Source organism: Parasphingomonas halimpatiens (assembly GCF_036663795.1).
GTDB lineage: Bacteria > Pseudomonadota > Alphaproteobacteria > Sphingomonadales > Sphingomonadaceae > Sphingomonas.
In genome coordinates this window covers 53,889-77,159 of record NZ_JAXOJP010000026.1, presented here as the reverse complement: position 1 = coordinate 77,159, position 23,271 = coordinate 53,889, and the positions used below count along the sequence as shown (strand labels likewise).

Here is a 23,271-nt window from a genome sequence, read left to right as displayed (position 1 = left end):
CTGGGAACGATCCATCGAAAGCTCGACCGCATGGGCAACCATCGCCAGCATCCGCATGATCACCCGCAGAATCGCAAGAGTCTCAATCAGTTGAGAAACTTTTGAATCAGGCTCTAACAGGCTGTTGAAGAAGTCACTGGTGTGAGCGGGATGATCGTGATTCACTGATCCGGCTGGAGGGTCGGATGCGCGGATCAGATGAACGCACGGGAACGCTATTCTCGTATGTCGATGTGGAGTCCCGGATACGTTCGGATCATCCGCTCCGGCGGATCCGGGAGATAACCAACGCGGCGCTGGCGGCTTTGGATGAGGATTTCGGGGTGCTTTACGCGCGCCGCTTTGGCCGGCCCTCGATACCGCCTGAGCGGTTGCTGCGGGCGATGCTGCTGCAGGTGTTTTACGGGATACGGTCGGAGCGCCAGTTGATGGAGCGGATCGAGTTCGACCTTTTGTTCCGCTGGTTCGTCGGGCTGGGTGTCGACGAGGCAGTGTGGGATCATTCGAGCTTCAGCACCAACCGGGACCGGCTGCTCAGTGGCGAGATCGCCGCCAAGTTCCTGCGCGCGATCCTTGCACAGCCAAGCGTGAAGCGGCTGATCTCGAGCGATCACTTCTCGGTGGATGGCACGCTGATCGAGGCATGGGCATCGATCAAGAGCTTTCGCCGCAAGGATGGGAGTGACGATGACCGGCTCGGTCCGGGTCGCAATGCCGAGCGCGACTTCCACAAGGAGAAGCGCTCCAACGAGACCCACCAGAGCACGACCGATCCCGAGGCACGGCTCTACAAGAAGGGCGACGGCCAACCTGCCAGGCTTTGCTATATCGGCCACGCCATGATGGAGAACCGCAACGGTCTGGCGGTGGACGGCGGGGTCACCCATGCAAGCGGCACCGCCGAACGGGAAGCGGCGCTTGCGATGCTGGATCGCCGGACGCGTCGCCGCCGCATCACGCTCGGCGCCGACAAGGCCTATGACGTGCGGCAGTTCGTCGAGGATTTACGCGAGCGGACGGTCACGCCGCACATCGCGATCGACGGGCATCTCTCGAAGACCGGCAAGCCACGCGCCACCGCCATGGATCGGCGGACGACCCGTCATCCCGGCTATGCCATCAGCCAATGCTGCCGCAAACGCATCGAGGAGGTGTTCGGCTGGATCAAGGGTTCCGCTCGCCTCGCCAAGGTCAAGCTACGAGGACGGGCCAAGGTCGATGCGGTCTTCACCCTCGCCTTGGCCGCCTACAACCTCGTCCGTCTGCCCAAGCTCCTGGGAGCGCCGGCATGAGCCTCAAGGGCAAATGGCGCATCGTTGAGATGCCCGACTTCGAGGCCGATTATCCCGACCTGGTCGAGCCGGCCTATATCCTGTTCGAGGGCGATGGCGCGGGAGAGTTTGCCTTCGGATGCTGCACCGGACACATATGGGAAGCGAGCAACACCGAGGCCACGAGCATCGACTTCTCCTGGGACGGAAGCGATGAAATGACCGAGGTATGCGGAGATGGCTCGGCCGAACTCCAGCCCGATGGCTCCCTCCACGGCGAAATCTGCTACCGCCAAGGCGACGAATATCCCTTCATCGCCCGAAAATGGACTTCTTCAACGGCCTGCTAAGGCTACCGCAAGAGGTTGAGAATTCCTCGAAGACTGACAGTTGTTCATAGCACGACGCTGTCGACCCCGATCCAGGCATCGTATGTGAAGGGGCTGCAATCTCCACCAAGGTCGAAATGCAGCCGCCGCGATACACCATCTTTTGTGGCCTAGATTCGCGCGGTCGAATGACTGAAAATGGGGTGCCTAGCTGCCGCCATCGACTGATCCGGCGAACGGCAGCTTCAGCAATTCTGCTTCTCGAAAGCTGTCGGACTGCAAACCACCACGCCGGGCCGTTCACGGCCTGTCGATCGGCACGACCCGCCCGAAAGCCGACCGGCAGGTGTCGGGAAGAGAAGCTGCCTGGCGGCAAGCGCCCCATTTGCGGTCACTACCACCTCGTCTATGCTTGCTGGATGAGGCTTGCGCTTCCCTTAGCCACCGCACTCAGCTTATTCGGATGCGGACCAAGTGCGCCTGAGATTGGACGTGACCTCCCCGCAAATTTTGAAGAAGGTGAAGGGGTCTTCAACAGTCGGCTCGTGGCGAGATTTCCCCTCGGAATGTCCGAGCAGGATGTGACCGACGAACTGAAGCGACAAGGTTTTTCGGTGCGGGCAGACGCGCACGGAAAATGCGCGACATTCAACAATCGGCGTTTCCCGGTTGCGAGCGTGTGGAACGTCGGTTGGGAAGCAGACAAGGGGAGGCTATCTAAGATTTGGGGCATCTATGGTGGTCGGGGCCTTTAGGGCAGCTAGGCCCCACCCCAACCCCTCCCCTGAAGGGGAGGGGCTATCGGTGCTGATCCGCGAGATGCGGAATCAGCCGCTGAGAAACGCGACCAGGGGCAGATCGGCCGGCGGCATCGGCAGGTCGGCCATGTCGTCGGGGCGGCGCCACAGCAGGGCATCGGCGTCGAGCGGCCGCGGTTCCCCGATCCACGCCGTGCAGCGATACAGCAGCAGCAATAGATGGCGATCGGCGAGCGGCTGGCTTGCGAAGGTCAGCGGCACGAGATCGCGCGGCGCGACGACGATGCCGAGTTCCTCCCCCAGCTCGCGCGCCAGGGCGAACTCCGGCGTCTCGCCGGTTTCGAGCTTGCCGCCGGGAAACTCCCACAGGCCCGCCATCGCCTTTCCCGGCGGCCGGCGTTGGACAAGCACACGCCCGGACGTGTCGGTCAGCGCCGCGGCAACCACCGCGAGAATATGGCCGCCCGTTTCTTTACCCACCACTTCAGTCATTCGTTAACCCTGGTCGCATTATGCTTGTCTGTCACGGTCTTGCCGTTGGGAGCGGAAACCGCATGTTGAAGAAGATCATCATCCTGCTGCGCGACACGCGCGGCGGCACGGCCATCGAATATGGCCTGATCATTTCGCTGGTCGTTATCACCATGGTGGTTGCGCTGGTGGATGTCGCGAACACGACGACATCGATGTGGGGCAACGTCAACAACAAGATGCTTGTTGCGCGCGGTGGTTAATATCCGTGCACCATATTTTGGTCGCGCCGTTTAAATCTTTGTCAACCTCACGTCGATAAACCGATGTTGTCGACCCGGAAGACCGGGAAGGCCGGGTAACTGAAGCTTTAGAAACCACGGAGACAGATCATGAAGACCATCCGCAACTTCATCAAGAACAGCAAGGGCGCCACCGCAATCGAGTACGGCCTGATCGCCGCGCTGATCGCCGTCGCCGCGATCGCCGCGATGCAGGGCCTGGGCAACCAGCTCAAGACCACCTTCACCAACGTATCTTCGAACATGAAGGCTTCGTAAGCTTTCAGTTCGCTACGGAAACGGGGCGGCGAAACACGGTTTCGCCGCCCTTTTTCTTACCGGGGGGGAAGATATGCTTAAGGTCATCGTAAAGGCATTGCGGCATAACCGCGGTGCCACGGCGATCGAATATGGCCTGATCGCCGCGCTCATCGCGGTCGCGGCAATAGCCGCGATGCAAGGTCTGGGTAACAAGCTCAAGACGACGTTCACGAACGTCTCGAGCAATATGAAGGCCAGCTAAAGGGCCTCACCCCTTTTCGGATTGCCTAAAGGCGCCCGATCGCCAGGAACTTTTCGCGGCGCGCGCGCCGCAATTGCGCAGCGTCCTGATTGCCGAGGCCGTTCAGCGCGCCGTGCAACGCATCGCCGAGCGAGGCGATCGCCGTGGCCGGATCGCGATGCGCGCCGCCGAGCGGCTCGGGTACGATCGTGTCGATCACGCCCAGCGCCTTGAGATCCTGCGCGGTGACCTTCATCGCCTCGGCCGCGTCGGGCGCCTTGTCGGCAGTGCGCCACAGGATCGAGGCACACCCCTCGGGCGAGATTACCGCATAGACGGCGTGCTCGAACATCAGCACCTTGTTGCCGGCGGCGAGCGCGATGGCGCCGCCCGAGCCGCCCTCACCCACCACCGCCGAGACCATCGGCACGCCGAGCGCGAGACACGCCTCGGTCGAGCGCGCAATCGCCTCGGCCTGGCCGCGCTCCTCGGCCTGGACGCCGGGAAAGGCGCCCGACGTGTCGACCAGCGTGATGACGGGCAGACCGAAACGATCGGCGAGTTGCATCAGCCGGATCGCCTTGCGATAGCCTTCCGGCTTGCCCATGCCGAAATTGTGGCGCAGCCGGCTCGCGGTGTCGTCGCCCTTTTCATGGCCGATGACCATGACGCGCTTGCCGCGAAAGGTCGCAAAACCGCCGAGAATCGCCTGATCGTCGCCAAAAGCGCGGTCCCCGGACAGCAGCATGAAATCGTCGAACAGCCCGGCGACATAGTCCTTGAAGTGCGGGCGCTCGCCATGGCGCGCGACCTGCGTCTTCTGCCACGGGGTCAGCCGGGCATAGGTGTCGCGCAGCAGCTTGTCGGACTTGGCCTGGAGCCGCCCGACCTCGGCGTCGATATCGACGGTGCCGCCCTCGGCGGTCTCGCGCAGTTCGTCGATCCGGCCTTGCAGCTCGGCGATCGGTTTTTCGAAATCGAGAAAGCTTGCCATATGGCGCCGGCGGTTAGGGCCGGCGTCGCGCCACGTCAACGAGCGGGTGGCGCGCGTTGACCAGTTCGACCAGCCGACTGGCATCGACATGGGTATAGATTTCGGTCGTGGCGATGTCGGCATGGCCGAGCATCAACTGCAAGGCGCGGAGATCGGCGCCGCCGGCGAGCAGATGCGTGGCGAAGGCGTGGCGCAGCACGTGCGGGCTGACGCGATCGGGCGGAATGCCGGCTTCCGCCGCCAGTGCCTTGAGCAATTGATGGAGCCGGACGCGCGACAGATGCGTGCGGCCCGACGGGAACAGCCAGGGCCGGTCGGTCGCAACATGGGCACGCCACAGCGCCACCGCAGCGCGCGCGCGGTCGGACAGCGGCACGAGTCGCTCGCGCCCGCCCTTGCCGCGCAGGATGAGATAAGGTCGGTCGGGGGCGATGGCGTTGCGCGGCAGCGAGACGAGTTCGGTCGCGCGCAGGCCCGAGCCATAGAGCAATTCGACCAGTGCCGAGAGACGCAGGTCGTTGGGGTCAGGCGGGTCGCGCGCGATTCGCGCGGCGATCGCGGCGAACAGCCGGTCGACATCGTCATGGCTGAGGATTTTGGGCAGCCCGCGTTGCGCGCCGGGTCGCGGCAGCGCGGCGCCCGGATCGTCGGCACGATGCCCTTCATCGGCGAGGAAGGCATAGAAGCGCCGCAACGCCGCCGCCTTGCGCGCGACTGTGGCGCGCGCGAAATCTTGCCAGCTGTCGGCGAGCCGGGCGATGTCGCGCGCATCGGCAGCGGCCAGGCGGCCCTCGAGCGTGCGCGATGCCAGGACGAGATCGGTGCGATAGGCGGCGAGCGTGTTGGGCGCGGCCCCCGCCTCCGCCGCCATCATCTCGAGGAAGCGCTCGATCAGCGCGGTGTCGCTGCCGGGCGGCGTCAAAGCCGCGTCATCGCCTCGACGGCGATCATCCGCGCCTCACCCTCGAGCCCCACGGCGCGCAACGACGCGACGATGTGGAACAGCGCTTCGGGCGAAATGCCGCGCCACAGCGGCGTTTGCATGCCGATGCCGGCGAGCAGCAGCACGGTGCCGGGCTGGCCGGCCAGCGCGGCGCGCGAGATCGCCCGGGTCCAGGCATTCTGGCTTCCAATGGCGATATCGAGCGAGCGCGCGCCCTTTTCGATCTCGACAACCGGCAGCCGGCCTAGCCCGGCCAGACCGGCGAACAACATGCGCCGCTTCTGTCCGCTGGGATCGCTGCCGGCATAGGCGCTGATGTCGGCGAAGCTGTAACTGGTACGCTGCGGATCGGCGAGCGTCAGCATCGCCCAGGCATCGCTGCCGCGCGACGCCTTGTCGCGCCAGCGCAGCGCCTGCATGTCGAGCCCGGCGGTCAGCATCGCAGCGACGAGCCGGTCGATATCGGGATTGGCGGCGTCGAGCGGAATGCGCGCGGCTGCGCGCGCCGTGAGAATCAGCCGGGCATATTTACCGTCGGCGGTCTTTGGCTCGTCCCACAATTGCCTGAGCGCGCCGAGCCGGGTCGGGGCGTCGGCGCCGTTGAAGGCGGTTGCGAGATCGCGCGCCACGCCGACTTCGGCAAGCGACTGATCGTCGTCGCCGAGCACCGAGGCATAGAGATCGACCAGCGCCGAGCTCGACAAGACACCCCGGACCGCCGCCGCATCGGCGAAACGTGCGCGCACCGGACCGGGCAGACCGGGCGCCAGCGCGCGCCAGACGCGCATTTCGGGACGGAGCCCCGACAACAACGAGTCGGGCATCTCGACATTGCCGGCCATGGCCAGGCCGTAACGCCACGGGTTGAGGTGATCGACGCCATCCCATTCGATCGTCACCGACTGACGGCCGCCGGCGCCGCTGCCGGCGATCTTCTGCGCCAGCAACAGATCGATACCACCGGCGGCGCCGTCATTGCGCGCCGCGGTCAACAATTGCGTGGCACGCGCCGGCTGGCCGGCGAGGCCGGCGCACATGCCGCGCGCGAGGATCCAGCCCGCCTCATGCGTCTTGTCGAAGCCGGTATCGGCGAGCGCGCACAGCCCCGCCGGATCTCCGGTCGCAAGCGACGCCTGCATCGCCATCTGGTAGAGTTTGGGGGTGTAATCGATCGTATCGACCGACTGGACGACATCGCGTGCGGCGACCGATTCGCCCATGCGCAGCAGCAGCCAGGCGCGCTCCGCCGCGAAATCGGCACCATCGACATGCGGCGGCGTCATCACGCGCGAGACGAGCGCGCGGCGCAGGCCGATCGCCACCCAGCGCGACGCGATCGGCGTATCGAGCCGGCGCATCAGCGTTTCGAGGAAGCGCCCATCGGTCCGGCCAAAGGCATGCACGCCGAACGCGCCGTCGGCCGGCCCGGCCGCGCCGAGCAGACCGATCGGTCGACGGGCATAAGGCGGCACCTCGTAGCGCGCCAGCATCGCCTGATCGACCGACACGATAGGTGCCGCGGCGGTCGGGCTCGCAACGGGCACAGGGAGCGGCGCAGCACCGAGCGGGGCGGCAGGAACGGTCGTGATCACCGTGCCGTCCTGCGGGCGCGGCGCAGCACTCGGTGCGGGCGCAGGCGCGGGGGTCGTGACGGGATCGTTGAAACCTGGCGGCAGAATCGATTCGGGCCGGTCGCGGTTGCGCCCGCTGTCCTGGCCGAGCGCGACACTCCCGCCCAGCGCGGCGAGCGCCGCTCCAGCGAGCAAGGCAACGGCGCGGTGGCGCCGCGCCGCAACCATGCCAGGGCCCACGCGCCGGTGCGAAGCGCTAGCTCGAAAGATTCGCAAGCGGCACCACCTTCTCGACATGCGTCAGCGGCTTCTCGTGCGAGCGCCCGGCCAGCACGAACAGGCCGGCAACGAGCACGACCACGACAGCGATGAGAATGATCAGCGAGCGGGACATGCGAAAAACCTTCAAACCGGGACCCACGACCCGGACGAGCTTCTTTGCCCGAGACGCAAGCGCGCTGTATAGCCCCCGCCTCATGTTGCAAAGCCCCGCCCCCGCCGCGATCTGGACCGGCCAGCCGATTGTGCTGGTCGGGCTGATGGGCGTCGGCAAATCGACCGTCGGACGGCGGCTGGCGGCCCGGCTCCATTTGCCGTTCGTCGATGCCGATACCGAGATCGAAACAGCCGCCGGCATGTCGATCCCCGACATCTTCGACCGCTTCGGCGAACCCTATTTCCGCGATGGCGAACGGCGGGTGATCTCCCGATTGATCGATGGCCGGCGCAAGGTGATCGCGACCGGGGGCGGTGCGTTCATCAACGAAGAGACGCGCGCGCTGATTCTCGATCACGCACTGGCAATCTGGCTGCGCGCCGCGCCCGAGGTGTTGGCCGAGCGCGTGAAGCGGCGCGACAACCGCCCGCTGCTGCGCGACCGCGACCCGCTCAGCGTGCTGACCGATCTGGCGCAGGTGCGCGACCCGATCTATGCGCTCGCCCCGATCCATGTCGTCAGCCATCAGGCGCCGCACGAATCGACCGTCAACGCGATCCTGAAAGCGCTCCGTCCATGACCCGCATCCCCGTTGCGCTCGGTGAGCGCAGTTACGATGTCCTGATCGAATCAGGCTTGCTCGCACGCGCCGGCGAACATCTCGCGCCGCTGTCGCGCGGGCGGCGGATGGCGATCGTCAGCGATGCCAATGTCGCCGTGCACCTTGCCACGTTGCAGGCGTCGCTGGCGGCATCGGGTGTTACCAGCGAGTCGATCGTGTTGCCGCCCGGCGAGGGCAGCAAGAGCTGGGACATGCTCGAACAGCTGACCGACACGTTGCTCGATCTCGGTGTCGAGCGTGGCGATCACGTGATTGCGCTCGGCGGCGGGGTGATCGGCGATCTGGTCGGCTTTGCCTGCAGCATTCTCAAGCGCGGCTGCGGCTTCGTCCAGGTGCCGACGACCCTGCTCGCCCAGGTCGATTCGTCGGTCGGCGGCAAGACCGCGATCAACACGCGCGCGGGCAAGAACCTGATCGGCGCGTTTCACCAGCCGGCGCTGGTGCTGATCGACCCTGACGTGCTCGACACGCTGCCGATTCGCGAACTGCGCGCCGGTTATGCCGAGGTCGTCAAATATGGCCTGATCGACGACACCGATTTCTTTGCCTGGTGCGAAGCACATGGCGCCGCCTTGCTGGCCGGCGATGCCGAAGCGCGCCGCCACGCCATCGCGCACGCTGTCGCCGCCAAGGCGCGGATCGTCGCCGAAGACGAGCGCGAGACGACCGGCAAGCGCGCGTTGCTCAATCTCGGCCATACCTTCGGTCACGCGCTCGAAGCGGAGACGGGTTTTTCCAGCAAGCTGTTGCACGGCGAGGCGGTGGCGGCAGGCATAGCCATGGCGTTCGATTATTCGGCAGCGCGCGGGTTCGCGCCGGCGGGCGACGCCGAACGTGTCCGCGCACATCTGCGCAGCGTGAGCCTGCCCGATGGCGCGCCCGCCGCCGGTGTCGGCGCGGATGGCACGACGCTGGTCGCGCACATGCTGCACGACAAGAAGATGGACGGCGGCACCCTGCCCTTCCTGCTCGCGCGCGGGATCGGCGCGACCTATCTGGACAAGAATGTGGCGCTGGACGACGTCGCGCGTTTCCTCGATGCCGTCGCCTGACCGGCGGACCCTATCGGATCAGCGCCTGGCCACCACCCATGCCAGCCAAAGCCAGCCGCCGATCATCGCCGCGCCGCCGATCGGTGTGACTGCACCGAGCCAGCGCGGCAGGCCGAGTGCCATGAGGTAGAGCGTACCGGCGAAGATCGCTCCGCCGGCGACGAAACACCATGCCGGGCCGCGCGCGTCGAGTTTCCATGCAAGCAACGCCACGGCAGCATGGATCAGCTGATACTGCCCGCCCGTCCTGAGCCAGTCGGCGGCCTGCCCGCTGGCACCGTGCGCGCCGAACGCGCCGGCGGCGACGGCCATCGCGCCCGACAGCGCGGCGAGGATCGCAACGAGGTTCATCCGCAATCGCTTTCCCGGACATTGGGGGATTCGACCAGCGCGACGCCGCTCTCGTCCTCGGTGATGATGTTGCCGATCTTGGCGCGAAGGTCGCCGGTTTCGAACTGCGCGCGCAGCCGCTCATTGTCGCGCTTGCGGTAGAGATCCTCGGTGCGGTCGATATGCTCGGCCGAGATGCCGATATTGTCGAGCGCCATGCGCGCCATGCGCACCGCCGAATCGAGCACCTCGCGCACCGCGCCGGCGATCGGCGTGCCCTTGAGCTTGAGCAGCGCGCGTCGATCAAAGGTGCGCGCGAAGATCGCCGCCTTGGGGAAGGCTTCGTGGACGCTCTCGATCAACTCGGCGCTGAGCTGATCGCCGTCGATGCAGAACAGGATCAGCTCGGCCTCCGCCGCGCCGGCCTGGCGCAGCAGGTCGAGCCGCGTGCCGTCGCCATAATAAACCTTGGCACCGAAGGCGCCGGCAACGTCGATCATCTCGATGTCGGTGTCGATCAGCGTGACGGGCACGCCGGCACCGTTGAGCATCTGGCCGACGGTCTGGCCGAAGCGCCCATAGCCGACGATCAGCGCGTTCGATCCGTCGGCGGTAGGCCCGTCGCGCACTTCCTTGCTGTCGGGCTCGGTGCGCAGCCGCGCGGTGGCCGACATCAGGAACGGCGTGGTCGCCATCGACAGCGTGACGATGGCACCGAACAGGCTCGCCGCCTCGGGCTGGACCAGCATGGCGTTCTGCGCCTGGGCGAACAGCACGAAGCCGAACTCGCCGCCCTGGCTGAGCAGCAGCCCGAGCGCGAGCGCGCCGCGCCAGCGCATCCTGAACAACAGACCGATGCCCATGATGATCGCTGTCTTGGTGACGATCAGCGCCGCCGCCATGCCGATGACGAAGAACGGCCGCTCGGCAATGGCGTGGAGATCGAGCATCATCCCCACGGCGAGGAAGAACAGGCCGAGCAGGATCGAGCGGAACGGCTCGACATCGGCCTCGAGTTCGTGGCGATAAGGGCTGTCGGCAAGCATCACGCCGGCAATGAACGCACCGAGCGCGGTCGAGAGGCCCAGCGCCTGCATCGTCGCGGCGGCGGCGATGACGGTGAACAGACCGGCAAAGACGAACATCTCGCGCTCGCCCATATTGCCGATGGTGCGGAACAGCGGGCGCAGGATGAAGCGCCCGGCGAGGATCAGCCCGACAATGGCCGCGACCGTGTAGATACCGAGCAGCCAGCCCGGCGGCCCGGCTTGCGCGGCGGGGTTGCGCGACATCACCGCGACGATGGTGATCAGCGGGACGATCGACAGATCCTGAAACAGCAGGATCGAGAAAGCGCGCTCGCCGAACGGTGTCCGCAACCGACCGGCGGATTGCAGCATCGGCAGGACCTGCGCGGTCGATGACAGGGCAAGCGGCAGACCGAGCGCCAGCGCCGCTTCGACCGAAAAACGCGTGGCGAGCCATACGACGCCCGACACTGCGAGCCCACAGGCGACGACCTGCATCAGGCCGAGGCCGAAGATTTCCTGTTTGAGGCGCCACAGCCGCGTCGGGTTGAGTTCGAGTCCGACGATGAACAGCAACAGCGTGATGCCGAGTTCGGCCACGCCGATCTTGGCTTCGGCACCGCCGACCAGCCCGAGCGCCTGCGGTCCGACCAGCGCGCCGGCAACGAGATAACCCAGCGTGGCACCGAGCCCGAGCTTGCGGAAGATCAGGACGAAGATCAGCCCCGAGCCGAGCAGGATGACGCCGTCGAGGAGCAAGGATTCGGTCATGTCGCGAGAACCTGCGCCGCGCGCGCCGCGTCTGCCGCTGCCTCAAACGGCAAGCGGACCGCACCATGGCGCGCGCTGTGCGGGACGACCCCCGCCAGCGCATCGAGGCCGGGCCAATCGGGCAGCGTACCCTCGCCCGCCAGCCAGCGCGCAACGGCATCGCGCATCGCGTCGAGATCGGCGCCGGAACGACCGATGACATGGCGCGCGAGCAAGGTCGCCGCGGCCTGGCCATAGGCGCAAGCATTGACCTGCATGCCGACCGAGGCGACGCGGCCGGCGTCATCGAGGTCGATATCGACGATGATCCGGCTGCCGCACAGCACCGAGCGGCGCTCGGCCGAACCCATCGGAACGGTCAGCCGCGCATCGCAGGGATTCCCCGTCGCCAGCCGCAGCACCTCGGCATTGTAGAGCGGCGCGTTCATTCGCGATTCTCCGCCGGCACGTCGCGCGGCGCGCTGATGTTGCCGCCGGTGCCGAACACCGGTTCGCCCTTGCGGCGGCGATCGACGAAATCGGCGATGCTCGCGCTGGTCGCGTTAAGCATCGGATAGGTGCGCGCGATGGTCAGCCATTCGGGGCGGTGCGACGGCCCGCCGCGCATAGTGTCGGTGACCAACACGACGAGCAGGAAAGCGAGGCTCGACAGGATCAGCCCCTTGAGCGCGCCGAAGCCGAAGCCGAGCGCGCGGTCGAGCGGGCCGAGGACCGAATCACGCGTGCGCGACCCGAGCGCGCCGGCCACCATCCTTCCACCGAAATAGGTCGCCGCAGTGATCAGCGCAAAGGCCAGCACGGCCGCCCCCGTAACGGTGCCGACCATGCCGGACAGCATGTGCGTCACCGGCGTGTGGAAAATCTTGAGCAGGAAGACGATCGCCACCCAGGCGAACAGCGAGAGCAATTCGGTGACGAAGCCGCGCATGAAGCCGAGCACCGCCGCCCCGCCGATCGCGAGCAGCACGAGAATGTCGAGTGCGGTCAGTCCCATCGCGTCAATCTGTTCCACCGTTCGGGTCGTGCTGACCCGACAGATAGGGCCCTAAGCCGAGCGACGCTACCCGCGCCCTAGCATATGGTCGACGAAACCGCCCAGCGTGCGAAAGCCGGTGAGGCTCAGGCCGCTCTTGTCGCCCGTCATGGCCGAGGGAACCAGCGCACGCTCGAAGCCGAGCTTGCCCGCTTCCTTGAGCCGCAGCGGCCCGTGCGCCACGGGGCGGATCTCGCCCGACAGCGCGATCTCGCCAAAGGCCACGGCATCGACCGGGACGGGACGCTCGCTCAGCGCCGACACCAGCGCCGCCGCGACCGCGAGATCGGCGGCGGGATCCTGCACGCGATAGCCGCCGGCAATGTTGAGATAGACTTCGCAGGCCGAGAAACTGAGCCCACAGCGCGCCTCCAGCACCGCCAGCACCATCGCCAGCCGCCCCGAGTCCCAGCCGACCACCGCCCGCCTCGGCGTTGCGCCCGAGGCGAGGCGGACGACCAGTGCCTGGATCTCGACCAGCACCGGGCGCGTGCCTTCGAGGGCGGGAAACACCGTGGTGCCGGTGACGCCCTCCTCGCGCTGGGTGAGGAACAGCGCCGACGGATTGGCGACCTCGGCCAGCCCTTCCGTCTGCATCGCGAACACGCCGATCTCGTCGGTGCCGCCGAAGCGGTTCTTGATCGCGCGCAGGATGCGATATTGATGGCTGCGTTCGCCCTCGAAGCTGAGCACGGTATCGACCATATGCTCGAGCACACGTGGGCCGGCGATGCTGCCGTCCTTGGTGACGTGACCGACCAGCACTACCGCAGTGCCGCGCTCCTTGGCGAAACGAATCAGCTCCTGCGCCGAGGCGCGAACCTGGCTGACGGTGCCGGGCGCGCCCTCGATCAGGTCGCTGTGCATCGTCTGGATCGAATCGATCACCAGCAGCGCCGGCGGACGCCCCTGCCCCAGCGTGGTGAGGATATCGCGCACCGAGGTTGCCGCGGCGAGCTGGACCGGCGCATTGCCCAGCCCGAGCCGCCGCGCGCGCAGCCGCACCTGGTCCGCCGCTTCCTCGCCCGAGACATAGGCAACGGGCAGCCCGGCCAGCGCCATCTTAGCCGCCGCCTGCAACAGCAAGGTCGACTTGCCGATGCCGGGATCGCCACCGATCAGCGTCGCCGACGCCTCGACGAAACCGCCGCCCAGCGCGCGGTCGAGTTCGGCGATGCCGCTCGGCATCCGGTCGGGCAGCGCGATCTCGGCATCGAGCCCGACCATCACCACCGCACGCCCGCCCGACTGGAGATTGTGCTTGGCCTGGAACGGCGTGACATTGCCGCCGCCGGCCTCCTCGACCAGCGTGTTCCATTCGGCACAATCGGCGCACTGCCCCGCCCAGCGGTGCGACACCGAACCGCAGGATTGGCAGACATAGCGCTTCTGGATCTTGGCCATGCGCGGGAGCTTAACGAAATCGGAACGATTAGGGAACAGGCAAGCTGCGTCTACATCGCATGATGTCGCGCGATCGTCGCGGCATCGAGGCGCAGAAAGCGCGCGGCATTGTTGTAGAAGATGTCGCGCTTCTGCGCCTCGCTGAGAAACGGCGCCTGTTCGATCGCGTCGATCGCGCGCTCGATCGTCTCGGGCCACACCATCTGATCGGACCCGAACATGATCCGGTCGCCAAAGCCGGCATCGACCAGCGCCTGGAGGTATCGGTAAAAGGCCGGGCGCGGCTGCGTATAGGCGATCACGCCGAGGTCCACATAGACCTGCGGGTGGGCGTAGAGCAGCGCGAGCGTGTCATCGAGCATCGGGAAGCCGGCATGCATCACGTCGAGGCGCAGCTTGGGATGCTTCACCAGCACATCCTCGAGCAGCAAGGGGCTGCTCATCCGCGCGCGATACCCCAGACCCGGGAGATAGGCCGCGCCGGGCGGGCCCGGTCCGACATGCAGCGCAACCGGCAGGTCCACCGCCTCGGCCGTCGTCCACAAACCTTCGAGCCGGGGGTCGTTCGGCGCGATGCCCATATATTGGGCGCCGATCTCGCCGATCACGGTGACGTCGCCGGCCTTTTTCGCCGTGCCGAATTCCCTGGTCATCGCCGCTGCATCGGCCATCGCGGCATCATCGGGAATCAGGCCGGGAAGGACGCGCTCGGGCGCTTGCTTGCGCCACGCCATCACTCGTCGGTAACTGCCGCTGACCACCCCGATGATGTTGTGTTTCGCCATAATGGCGAGCGTCCGGGTCATGATTTCATCGTCGGTCTTGGGCGACCAGACTGGATCCTTGCACAGCGGATGCTTGAAGTAATCGATCAGCGCCACCGGATAGGGCTTGTCCTGATCCCAGCGAGGCATTGGCGACAGCGGCGTGCACATCGCCAGCGGCGGCGGACCCTGATCATCGGCCGCCGGTGCGTGAAGGTGGACGTCGAGGATCGGCTCGCGCGCGACCGACGGCACCGGCACCATGGCGAGCAACATCGCCATGGCGGCCACCAACATCATCCTGTGCATCACGTCCCCCCTGTCGCCCCTCGACCGCCACGACGCTGAGAAAGTGGGGTCCGAGAGTCAAGCCGTCGATGAGCGAGGATCAGGACCTTGCCGGAATGCCCAGACCACGCTGCACCGCCGGTCGCGCTAGGCCGCGCTCCAGCCATGCCGCGACATTGGCGTAGTCGTCGAACCCGACCAGTTCACGCGCTTCGTAGAAGCCGATGAGATTGCGCACCCAACCGAGCATCGAGATGTCGGCGATCGAATAATCGGCGCCGAGAAACCAGTCACCACCCTCGAGTTGTTTGTCCATGACACCCAGCAAACGCTTGGTTTCGGCGAGATATCGCTCGAGCGGGCGCTTGTCCTCCCAATCCTTGCCGGCGAACTTGTTGAAAAAGCCGAGCTGGCCGAACATCGGCCCGACCCCGCCCATCTGGAACATCACCCACTGGATCGCGTGCCAGCGCCCGGCGGGGTCGGCGGGGATGAACCTGCCGGTCTTGTCCGCGAGGTAGAGCAGGATCGCGCCGGATTCGAACAGGCCGATCGACTTGCCGCCGGGGCCATCGGGATCGATCATCGCCGGGATCTTGCCGTTGGGGTTGAGGCTGACGAATTCGGGGGTCTTCTGGTCGTCGGTCGCGAAATCGACGAGATGCGGCTCATAAGCGAGGCCGGTTTCTTCAAGCATGATCGACGCTTTCACGCCATTGGGCGTCGGCAGCGAATAGAGCTGGATGCGCTCGGGATGCCGCGCCGGCCAGCGCCGCGTGATCGGAAAGGAGGTCAGGTCGGTCATGTCGATTCTCCGCAGCAACGGCGGTGACATAGTAACGCCGCAATCACAGCGCTATGGCCGGCACATCATGCTGCCGTCCGACCTGCGCGTTGCCCTTTTCAGCGGCAACTATAATTATGTCCGCGACGGGGCGAACCAGTCGCTGAACCTGCTCGTTGGGCATCTGCTCAAGCGCGGCGTTAAGGTGCGGATCTATTCGCCGACCATCCCGCGCCCTGCCTTTCCGCCGACCGGCGATCTGGTCAGCGTCCCGGCCTTCGCCGTGCCCGGCGGGCGCGGTGAGTATAAGCTGGGTCGGTGGCTCCCGGCAGTGATCAAGCGCGACCTCGCGGCCTTCGCCCCCAATCTGGTGCACGTCTCCGCGCCCGAATTTCTCGGCCACCGCGCGGTGACCTGGGCGCGCCAACGCGACATCCCGATCGTCGCCTCGGTCCATACCCGGTTCGACACCTATCCGCGTTATTACGGGGTCGGCTTTCTCGAGCCCATGGTGATCTGGGGGCTGACGCGCTTCTACAACCGGGTCGATACCGCGCTGACCACCTGTCAGAGCATGACCGACCTGCTGCGCGACTGGGGTGTTACCACGCCGATGCGGATCTGGTCGCGCGGCGTCAGCCATTCGCGTTTCAATCCGGCACGGCGCGATCTCGGCTGGCGACGGATGCTCGGCATCGCCGACGACGAGATCGCGGTCGGCTTTCTCGGCCGGCTGGTGCTGGAAAAGGGCCTCGGCGTGTTCGCCGACGTGATCGCGGCGCTGGAGCGGCGCGGAATCAAGCACAAGGTCCTCGTCGTCGGCGAAGGCCCAGCGCGCGAATGGTTCGCCGAGCGCGTGCCCGACGCTGTTTTCGCCGGCTTCCAGTCGGGCGACAATCTCGGCCGCGCGGTCGCCTCGATGGACGTGTTCTTCAACCCGAGCGTTACCGAGACCTTCGGCAACGTCACGCTCGAAGCGATGGCGTCGAGCGTGCCGGTCGTCGCCGCCTATGCCACCGGCACGGTCGACCTGGTCGAAGACGGCGAGACCGGCTTTCTGATCGATCCTGCCAATATCGAAGGCTATGCCGCCGCGATCGCCCGCATCGTCACCGAACCCGGGTTGCGCGACCGGCTCGGCGCGGCGGGGCACGCCAAGGCCGAGCGCTATCACTGGGACGACATCAACGAGTCCGCGCTCGACGCCTATATCGAAACGATGACGCGCAAGGCAGCCTTGCGCGAAAGCCTGTCGCCGCGACCCGCTTTCGCGGCCGGCGCGTCGGGGGTCACCGAAAAGGGCTGATCGCGCGAGACGTTACGCGCCCTGCCAATCGAAGGGCAGCGGCGCCTCGCGAAAGGCGAACCGATCGAGATGGCGCGCAACCGCGCCCTTCAACCCTTCGAGTTGTGTTTCGACACTGGCGTCGATCCGCACCGCCAGCGCTGCGTCGCCCGCGTCGAAGGTGACCAGCGCATCGCCCGGCCAATCCGCGCCGCGCGCGTCCTTGGGGAAGACCACGGTGCCATGGTCGGCGGTGAACTCAACCGCGAGATTGTGCTGCCAGTGCTTGCACAATTGCTGGAGATATTTGCTCGCGCTCTCGGTCGGGACCGAGGCTGTTGCTGACAGGGTCATGGTCGGGATTTCCTGAAGGAGTGCCGGCGGCGGGAAGACCCAGCCGCCGGCGAAGGATCTGCAAGCGGGTTCGCACCCGGATTACAGCCGTTCGATCTTCTGCGCCGCCTCGTCGATCAACGCGACCGCGGCGTGCAGCGTTTCGGCATCGACATCGCCGGCGGCGAGCCGGTTCTGCAACACCGCGCGCAGGTTCATCATCGCGCGCCGCACCGAGCTATTGTCGCCACGCGCGCGTTCTGCACCGACTTCGGCGAGCCGGGTCATCAGCGCGGCTACCAGTTCAGCATTCTCTTCGAGATGCGTCGTCCCGGCCTCGGTGACCGCGAACAGCTTCTTCGCGCCTTCGGTCTGACGTTCGCCGATCAAACCCATCTCATCGAGCAAGGTCAGCGTCGGATAGACGATGCCCGGGCTCGGCGCATAGGCGCCGCCGGTGATCTCCTCGATCTGGCGGATCAGGTCGTAGCCGTGGCGCGGCTCGTCGGCGATCAGCTTGAGCAGCACGAGCCGAAGCTCACCGCCGTCGAACATCCGGCGCCGGCCGCCGCCGCCGCGACCGCCACGTGCGGATTCGGGATCGAATTCCCACCGCACCTCGAATGGGCCCCAATGGCGCGATCCGCCGCGCGGCCCGCAATGGCGGCCATGATGGCCGCCGCGTAATCCATGAAACATCTTAGTCCTTTCATATGTCATGATGGCACTAAGATATATCTTTGACCGTTCTTGACAAGCCCCGCTGCAAAAATTGTTCGCGCAGCCTATCTAGGGCGCATGGCCGACCTCTTTGCTGCAGACGATCTCCCTGCGACGACCGCCCTCGCCGCCGACGCGCCGCTGGCCGAGCGCCTGCGCCCCGCCGCGCTCGACCAGGTGGTAGGGCAGGAGCATCTTACCGGCCCCGAAGGCGCGATCGGGCGGATGGTCAGTGCCGGCCGGCTGTCGTCGATGATCCTGTGGGGACCGCCGGGCACCGGCAAGACGACGATCGCGCGGTTGCTGGCCGACGCGGTCGGCCTGCGCTTCACCGCGATCTCGGCGGTGTTCTCGGGCGTCGCCGACCTGAAAAAGGCGTTCGCCGAGGCGCGCGACCATGCGCGGATCGGCAAGCGCACCTTGTTGTTCGTCGACGAGATCCATCGCTTCAATCGTGCGCAGCAGGATGGCTTCCTGCCCAATGTCGAGGACGGCACGGTGACGTTGGTCGGCGCGACGACCGAGAATCCGTCCTTCGAACTCAATGCCGCCCTGCTCAGCCGCGCGCAGGTGCTGATCCTCCACCGGCTCGACCGCGCCGCGCTGGAAAAGCTGGTCGCCCGCGCCGAGGAAATCGAAGGCCGCCCCCTGCCCCTCACCGCCGAGGCGCGCGACGCGATGCTGGCCAGCGCCGATGGCGACGGGCGCTTCCTGCTCAACCAGGTCGAGACGCTCTATTCTGTCGCGCTGCCCGAACCGCTCGATCCCGCCGGGCTGTCGGCCTTCCTGCAACGCCGCGTCGCGGTCTACGACAAGGACCGAGAGGGACATTACAACCTCATTTCCGCACTCCACAAGGCGATGCGCGGGTCGGACCCACAGGCCTCGCTCTACTATCTCGCGCGCATGCTGACCGCGGGCGAGGAGCCGCTCTATGTGCTGCGGCGGATCACGCGCTTCGCCAGCGAGGATATCGGGCTCGCCGACCCGCAGGCATTGGTGCAGTGCCTCGCCGCCAAGGATGCCTATGAGTTTCTCGGCTCGCCCGAGGGCGAACTGGCGATCGTCCAGGCGTGTCTCTATTGCGCCGTCGCGCCCAAATCGAACGCCGCCTACAAGGCCGCGAGCGCCGCATGGCGCAGCGCGAAGGAAACGGGCTCGCTGATGCCGCCCAAGAACATCCTCAACGCACCGACCCGGCTGATGAAGGATATCGGCTACGGCAAGGGCTATGCCTATGACCATGATACGGCGGAAGGCTATTCGGGGTCGAACTACTGGCCCGAGGAAATGAGCCCGCAGACTTTCTACAAGCCGACCGATCGCGGGGTGGAAAAGCGCATCGCCGAGCGCATGGCGTGGTGGGCGGAGCTCAAGGAGCGCGGGGAATGACGATCGATTGGGATGCCGCCGTCGCCTTTGCGCGGTCGCTGCCCGACACCGAGCTTTCGACCAGCTATGGCAGCCCGGCAGTCAAGATCGTGTCGAACGGCCGCGCCTTCCTGTTCACCGGTCGCGAGGGACAGAGTTCGTTCGGGCTCGCGATCGATCTCGACACCGTGGAGATGCTCAAGGAAACTGACCCGGACACCTTCTGGCAGACGCCGCATTATGAGGGCTGGCCCGGGGTCCTGGTGCGATACGACAGCCCCGATCCGAACCGCGTCCGTGCGATCATCGCGCGGTCGCGCGACTGGGTCGCGGCGAAGAAGCCGGTAAAGCCGCGCAAGAAGAAGTGAGTCGCTTCACGCGCTTCGCGGCGATCGACTGGTCGGGCGCGAAAGGCGTGCGGCATCCCGGCATCGCATTGGCGGTGTGCGAGGTCGGTAACGCGGCACCGACGCTGGTCGAGCCGCCACACGGCGCCTGGTCGCGCCAGGAGGTGCTCCACTGGCTCAGGGATCAACGCGACACGCCGCTGCTCGCCGGATTCGACTTCAGCTTCGCGCCGCCGCTGGTCGAGCGCGGTGCCTATCTGCCGGGCGAGGACACACCGCACACCGCGCGCGCCTTCTGGGCCTATGTCGACGCACGCTGCGCCGATGCCGATCTCGGCGCAGCCTCGTTCCTCGAATCACGTCGAGGCTCGCATTTCTATCTCGGCGCGGCAGACGGCCCCAAGGCGCGCTTCATGCACTTCCGCCGCTGCGAGGCGCGCTACAATGCGCAGGGCGGCGGCAAACCGTCGACCGTCTATGATGCGATCGGCGCGGCACAGGTCGCCAAGGCGAGTTTTGCCGGGATGCGCCTACTCCATCATCTCGGCCATGACATTGCGGTGTGGCCGTTCGACCGCGTGCCCGATCGCGGCGCGCTGGTCGTCGAGATCTACACCGCCATCGCCGCACGTGCCGCGGGCATGCGCAAGGGCTTGAGCAAGCTGCGCGACGGCGAGTCGCTAGATGCCGCGCTGGCCGTCATCGGCAGCCAGCCGCACCGCCCGCTCGCGCGTTACACCGACCATGCCACCGATGTGATCCTCACCGCAGCATGGCTGCGCGCCAACGCGAATCGTGCCGAACTCTGGCATCCATCGACCCTTTCGCGCGAGATTGCGCAAAGCGAGGGCTGGACCTTCGGCGTCGTCTGACGCATTTGCAGTCAACGTGCCGGTTTAGCTCAGCTGGTAGAGCAGCGGTTTTGTAAACCGAAGGTCGCGGGTTCGATTCCTGCAACCGGCACCAGGATCAACCACGGAAACCCGCTTGCCGACGACCGACGATCCTGACTTTGCCCTTGTCGCCGCGGCCTGCCGCTGGCCGCCTTCGGCCGCGCGCGACGCGGCGGTGCGGGCGGCGGCGGCGCGCGTCAGCGATGGCGCACGGTTGCAACGCGTCGTTCGGCGGCAACGCGTTGCGGGACTGGTGCACGGCGCGCTCAAGGCGGCTGGCGCCGCAGTGCCACCGCCGGCGGGTCCGGCGATCGGGCACAGCGCGGCCGGAATCATTCGCAGCAGCATGACCGGCGCCGCCGAGACCGCCCGCTTGATGCAGCTGATCGGGAACGCAGGCTATCCGGTCGTGACCGTCAAGGGCGCCGCGCTCGCCGCGCTGGTGTATGGAACGATCGCGCTCAAGCACAGCAAGGATATCGACCTGCTGATCCTGCCCGAGCATGCGCAGGACGTGATCGCGCTGCTCGAGGCGGATGGCTACCGCATCACCTTCCCGGCGACGCAGCTCAGCCCGGCCCAGCGCGCCATGCTGACGCATTATGGCAAGGATGTCGCGATGCGCCGGCCGGGTCCCTATCCGCAGCTCGAGCTGCACTGGCGGATGTTCGGCAATCGCGCGCTATTGCCAACCGTCACCGCGAACGCGCCCCGCCAGAAGGTAGTTTTGTCGGGCGAGGTCACGGTCGAGACGCTCGCGCTGCCCGATCTCTATGCCTATCTCGTCGTGCACGGCACCGGCGATGGCTGGTCGCGGCTCAAATGGCTCGCCGATCTCAACGCCCTGCTCGCGCCGCTCGATGCCGCGACGATCGCGAAGCTCCACGCGCATGCCGAGCAACTGGGTGCGGGACGCTGCTCCGCGGTGTCGCTGCTGCTCTGTGCGGAGCTGCTCGCGCTGCCGCTCGATGCAGCGTTCGTCGCGCAATTGCGACGTTCGCGCCGCGTCCGCATGCTGGCAGATCTGTGTCGTCGGCTAATGATCCCTGCCGATGGTGGCGCGGAGCTGACCACATGGCGCGGTGGCCAGCGCCTTTTGCTGCTGGTCCAATTGCTGATGGCGGGCGGACCGCAATATTATTTCGAGATGTTGCGTTGGACCTTGTTCATTCAGACCGACCTTTACCGCAGCAAGGCGCCGCCAGCGCTCTATTTCCTCTATCCGCTCCTGCGCCTGCCGCTGTGGCTCGGCCGCCGCGTCGGCCTGGTCGCCGAACCGCGAGCGGAGAAGGGCCAATGAGCCTCCGCCTGCGCCAGCGCTGGAAGATGTGGCGCCACCGCGTCAATCGCTCACGCCAGGTCGGCCATCGTGAGCGCATGTTGCTCGCCGAGGCGATCTGGAATCTCGCGGCAGCGCGTTTACAGCTCGCCACCCAGCCCTTTCCGCAGATCGCGCGGCGGCTCGGCGGCTTCGTGGCGCCTGGCCAGGCCCGCGCTAACTTCAAGCCGGCCCGCCCCGATGAAGAGGCGATTGCGGCCATGGTTGGCTGGGCGGTAACCCGGGCCGCACGGCACGTGCCATTCAAGGCTGTGTGCCTGCCGCAGGCGATGGCGGCCAAGGCGATGCTGGCGCGCCGTGGCATTGCCAGCGTGATTCATTTCGGCACGCGACGGGGCGAAGCGCTGACGCTCGCCGCCCATGCGTGGGTCGATGCCGCCGGCGTCGAGGTGACGGGCTATCCCGTCGAAGACAAATTCACCGAGATCGCGTGCATCGCCTGACCTATCGCTATCGGTTCGGCGGCCTGGCGATCGACTCCACGATCGCGCTCGCCGGCGCGCGGCGCGTCGACCACATCGGCGAGGGACATCATCTCGACCTTCTGTTCCATCAGGGTAGCGCGCCGCGCGCCGATCGCGATGTGTTCACCTGGACGGGGCGCTATTCGCTGAAGCTCGGACGGATTGGCGATGCCTGGCATTTCAGCTCGCGGTTCGACGGCACCTTCATCATCGACCCCGCTATCTCCCGACTCGACGTTTACGCTGGCGACGAGGCGCCGACACCGGCCGCGATCGATGTGCTCACCCGCCGCATATTGCCGCGGCTGGCGATCGAAACCGGCGCGCTCACGGTGCATGGCGCCGCCTTGATCCGCGACGGCGGCGCGATCTTGTTGTTCGGCGAATCCGGCGCCGGCAAATCGACCCTCACCGCCGCGCTCGCGCAGGCCGGCTGGTCGATCGCCAGCGACGACATGACGATCATCCGCTTCGACGATGCCACGCCCGTGGTCTACCCCGGCGCGACCGGCGTCTGCCTGTGGCCCGACACACGCGCGGCGCTCGATCTCGAGCCCGCGCGCTGCCTGGCGATGCCGGGTTATGACGACAAGCTTCGCTTCGAACCCGAAGATCGCCCGGACGCGGACCCCGCGCGACTTCACGCGGTGGTGTTCCTCGAGCGCAGTAACGAGGCCATGGCGCCGCGCCTCGAGCCGATGCCGATCCGCGACGCGGTGCGACGTGCGACACGCCAACTCATCGCGCTCGACCCGACAGCGCCACGTACCAATGCGGTCCATCGGCTGGTTCAGATGCTGGCCGGGGCACGCCCCGTCAAGCTGACCTATCCCAGCGGATACGGCGCGCTACCCGCCGTGACCGATCTGCTTGCCAGCCTGGTCTGA

Annotated in this window: 28 protein-coding genes, 1 tRNA gene and 1 pseudogene; 16 read left to right on the top strand and 14 right to left on the bottom strand. The window is 66.6% G+C overall.

The window, feature by feature from the left end; genetic code table 11:
• The 3 genes and pseudogenes from U1839_RS20335 to U1839_RS20325 all read left to right on the top strand — a co-directional run.
• Positions 1-94 (top strand): annotated as a pseudogene (locus tag U1839_RS20335) (IS5/IS1182 family transposase); the annotation flags it as partial.
• Positions 95-185: 91 nt separating this feature from the next.
• Positions 186-1,292, top strand: coding sequence for an IS5 family transposase (locus U1839_RS20330; RefSeq protein WP_332805399.1), 1,107 nt, complete (start codon positions 186-188; stop codon positions 1,290-1,292).
• Entirely contained in the window at positions 1,289-1,621 is a 333-nt protein-coding gene (locus U1839_RS20325) for a hypothetical protein (RefSeq protein ID WP_332805398.1), read from the top strand. The genes U1839_RS20330 and U1839_RS20325 overlap by 4 nt, the downstream gene beginning before the upstream one ends.
• Positions 1,622-2,427: 806 nt before the next feature.
• On the opposite strand, the gene U1839_RS20320 is transcribed toward U1839_RS20325, so the two are convergent.
• The gene (locus U1839_RS20320; RefSeq protein WP_332805397.1) at positions 2,428-2,850 is read right to left on the bottom strand and encodes a (deoxy)nucleoside triphosphate pyrophosphohydrolase; all 423 of its coding nucleotides are present in this window, start codon (positions 2,848-2,850) and stop codon (positions 2,428-2,430) included.
• 62 nt (positions 2,851-2,912) lie between these two features.
• Here U1839_RS20320 and U1839_RS20315 point away from each other — a divergent pair, with 62 nt between their 5' ends.
• The 3 genes from U1839_RS20315 to U1839_RS20305 all read left to right on the top strand — a co-directional run bounded on the left by U1839_RS20315 (position 2,913) and on the right by U1839_RS20305 (position 3,633).
• On the top strand, positions 2,913-3,092 hold the full coding sequence (locus U1839_RS20315; protein ID WP_332805396.1) for a Flp family type IVb pilin: 180 nt from the start codon (positions 2,913-2,915) through the stop codon (positions 3,090-3,092).
• 129 nt (positions 3,093-3,221) lie between these two features.
• Entirely contained in the window at positions 3,222-3,389 is a 168-nt protein-coding gene (locus U1839_RS20310; RefSeq protein WP_176495699.1) for a Flp family type IVb pilin, read from the top strand.
• Positions 3,390-3,462: 73 nt separating this feature from the next.
• Positions 3,463-3,633: a Flp family type IVb pilin gene (locus tag U1839_RS20305; RefSeq protein ID WP_332805395.1), complete on the top strand. Its 171-nt coding sequence runs from the start codon at positions 3,463-3,465 to the stop codon at positions 3,631-3,633.
• Positions 3,634-3,658: 25 nt separating this feature from the next.
• Here U1839_RS20305 and U1839_RS20300 read toward each other — a convergent pair whose 3' ends face one another.
• Genes U1839_RS20300 through U1839_RS20285 form a run of 4 tightly spaced genes read right to left on the bottom strand, consistent with a single transcriptional unit; the run spans position 3,659 to position 7,514 of the window.
• On the bottom strand, positions 3,659-4,606 hold the full coding sequence (locus U1839_RS20300) for an acetyl-CoA carboxylase carboxyltransferase subunit alpha (protein ID WP_332805403.1): 948 nt from the start codon (positions 4,604-4,606) through the stop codon (positions 3,659-3,661).
• A 13-nt stretch (positions 4,607-4,619) separates the two neighbouring features.
• Entirely contained in the window at positions 4,620-5,528 is a 909-nt protein-coding gene (locus U1839_RS20295) for a tyrosine recombinase (protein ID WP_332805394.1), read from the bottom strand.
• Entirely contained in the window at positions 5,525-7,360 is a 1,836-nt protein-coding gene (locus U1839_RS20290; protein ID WP_332805393.1) for a hypothetical protein, read from the bottom strand. Before U1839_RS20290 ends, U1839_RS20295 begins: the two co-directional genes overlap by 4 nt.
• Before the next feature lie 16 nt (positions 7,361-7,376).
• Positions 7,377-7,514, bottom strand: a complete 138-nt coding sequence (locus U1839_RS20285; RefSeq protein WP_281124887.1) for a hypothetical protein — start codon at positions 7,512-7,514, stop codon at positions 7,377-7,379.
• An 82-nt stretch (positions 7,515-7,596) separates the two neighbouring features.
• Between U1839_RS20285 and U1839_RS20280 the strand changes: the two genes are divergently transcribed.
• Positions 7,597-8,136, top strand: coding sequence for a shikimate kinase (locus U1839_RS20280; RefSeq protein ID WP_332805392.1), 540 nt, complete (start codon positions 7,597-7,599; stop codon positions 8,134-8,136).
• Positions 8,133-9,230 carry a 3-dehydroquinate synthase gene (aroB, locus tag U1839_RS20275; RefSeq protein ID WP_332805391.1) on the top strand — a complete coding sequence of 366 codons (1,098 nt, stop codon included), beginning with the start codon at positions 8,133-8,135 and terminating at the stop codon, positions 9,228-9,230. Before U1839_RS20280 ends, aroB begins: the two co-directional genes overlap by 4 nt.
• Before the next feature lie 18 nt (positions 9,231-9,248).
• Here aroB and U1839_RS20270 read toward each other — a convergent pair whose 3' ends face one another.
• The 7 genes from U1839_RS20270 to U1839_RS20240 all read right to left on the bottom strand — a co-directional run bounded on the left by U1839_RS20270 (position 9,249) and on the right by U1839_RS20240 (position 15,653).
• On the bottom strand, positions 9,249-9,581 hold the full coding sequence (locus U1839_RS20270; RefSeq protein ID WP_332805390.1) for a DUF423 domain-containing protein: 333 nt from the start codon (positions 9,579-9,581) through the stop codon (positions 9,249-9,251).
• Complete coding sequence (locus U1839_RS20265) at positions 9,578-11,359, bottom strand: cation:proton antiporter domain-containing protein (RefSeq protein ID WP_332805389.1); 1,782 nt, start codon at positions 11,357-11,359, stop codon at positions 9,578-9,580. Before U1839_RS20265 ends, U1839_RS20270 begins: the two co-directional genes overlap by 4 nt.
• Positions 11,356-11,787, bottom strand: coding sequence for an iron-sulfur cluster assembly scaffold protein (locus U1839_RS20260; RefSeq protein ID WP_332805388.1), 432 nt, complete (start codon positions 11,785-11,787; stop codon positions 11,356-11,358). The genes U1839_RS20265 and U1839_RS20260 overlap by 4 nt, the downstream gene beginning before the upstream one ends.
• Positions 11,784-12,353 (bottom strand): CvpA family protein, encoded by a 570-nt coding sequence (locus tag U1839_RS20255; RefSeq protein ID WP_332805402.1) that lies wholly within the window; start codon positions 12,351-12,353, stop codon positions 11,784-11,786. The genes U1839_RS20260 and U1839_RS20255 overlap by 4 nt, the downstream gene beginning before the upstream one ends.
• 66 nt (positions 12,354-12,419) lie before the next feature.
• On the bottom strand, positions 12,420-13,796 hold the full coding sequence (radA, locus tag U1839_RS20250; RefSeq protein ID WP_332805387.1) for a DNA repair protein RadA: 1,377 nt from the start codon (positions 13,794-13,796) through the stop codon (positions 12,420-12,422).
• Positions 13,797-13,846: 50 nt separating this feature from the next.
• Positions 13,847-14,869: an amidohydrolase family protein gene (locus tag U1839_RS20245; protein WP_332805386.1), complete on the bottom strand. Its 1,023-nt coding sequence runs from the start codon at positions 14,867-14,869 to the stop codon at positions 13,847-13,849.
• A gap of 79 nt (positions 14,870-14,948) precedes the next feature.
• Positions 14,949-15,653 (bottom strand): glutathione S-transferase family protein, encoded by a 705-nt coding sequence (locus U1839_RS20240; RefSeq protein ID WP_332805385.1) that lies wholly within the window; start codon positions 15,651-15,653, stop codon positions 14,949-14,951.
• Positions 15,654-15,720: 67 nt separating this feature from the next.
• Here U1839_RS20240 and U1839_RS20235 point away from each other — a divergent pair, with 67 nt between their 5' ends.
• Positions 15,721-16,938: a glycosyltransferase family 4 protein gene (locus U1839_RS20235; RefSeq protein ID WP_332805401.1), complete on the top strand. Its 1,218-nt coding sequence runs from the start codon at positions 15,721-15,723 to the stop codon at positions 16,936-16,938.
• A 12-nt stretch (positions 16,939-16,950) separates the two neighbouring features.
• Here the strand turns inward: U1839_RS20235 and U1839_RS20230 are convergent, their stop codons facing one another.
• Positions 16,951-17,271, bottom strand: coding sequence for a DUF2218 domain-containing protein (locus U1839_RS20230; RefSeq protein ID WP_332805384.1), 321 nt, complete (start codon positions 17,269-17,271; stop codon positions 16,951-16,953).
• 81 nt (positions 17,272-17,352) lie between these two features.
• A complete protein-coding gene (locus U1839_RS20225) occupies positions 17,353-17,949 on the bottom strand; it encodes a PadR family transcriptional regulator (RefSeq protein WP_332805383.1) in 597 nt (198 codons plus the stop codon).
• A gap of 99 nt (positions 17,950-18,048) precedes the next feature.
• Here U1839_RS20225 and U1839_RS20220 point away from each other — a divergent pair, with 99 nt between their 5' ends.
• The 7 genes from U1839_RS20220 (at position 18,049) to U1839_RS20190 (ending at position 23,271) form a co-directional block, all read left to right on the top strand.
• Positions 18,049-19,362 carry a replication-associated recombination protein A gene (locus U1839_RS20220; RefSeq protein WP_332805382.1) on the top strand — a complete coding sequence of 438 codons (1,314 nt, stop codon included), beginning with the start codon at positions 18,049-18,051 and terminating at the stop codon, positions 19,360-19,362.
• Complete coding sequence (locus tag U1839_RS20215; RefSeq protein WP_332805381.1) at positions 19,359-19,709, top strand: MmcQ/YjbR family DNA-binding protein; 351 nt, start codon at positions 19,359-19,361, stop codon at positions 19,707-19,709. The genes U1839_RS20220 and U1839_RS20215 overlap by 4 nt, the downstream gene beginning before the upstream one ends.
• Positions 19,706-20,560: a hypothetical protein gene (locus U1839_RS20210; RefSeq protein WP_332805380.1), complete on the top strand. Its 855-nt coding sequence runs from the start codon at positions 19,706-19,708 to the stop codon at positions 20,558-20,560. The genes U1839_RS20215 and U1839_RS20210 overlap by 4 nt, the downstream gene beginning before the upstream one ends.
• A gap of 18 nt (positions 20,561-20,578) precedes the next feature.
• Positions 20,579-20,654: transfer RNA gene (locus U1839_RS20205), tRNA-Thr, on the top strand.
• A gap of 21 nt (positions 20,655-20,675) precedes the next feature.
• Positions 20,676-21,881, top strand: coding sequence for a nucleotidyltransferase family protein (locus U1839_RS20200; protein WP_332805379.1), 1,206 nt, complete (start codon positions 20,676-20,678; stop codon positions 21,879-21,881).
• Positions 21,878-22,363, top strand: coding sequence for a lasso peptide biosynthesis B2 protein (locus tag U1839_RS20195; protein ID WP_332805378.1), 486 nt, complete (start codon positions 21,878-21,880; stop codon positions 22,361-22,363). The genes U1839_RS20200 and U1839_RS20195 overlap by 4 nt, the downstream gene beginning before the upstream one ends.
• Positions 22,351-23,271: a hypothetical protein gene (locus U1839_RS20190; protein WP_332805377.1), complete on the top strand. Its 921-nt coding sequence runs from the start codon at positions 22,351-22,353 to the stop codon at positions 23,269-23,271. The genes U1839_RS20195 and U1839_RS20190 overlap by 13 nt, the downstream gene beginning before the upstream one ends.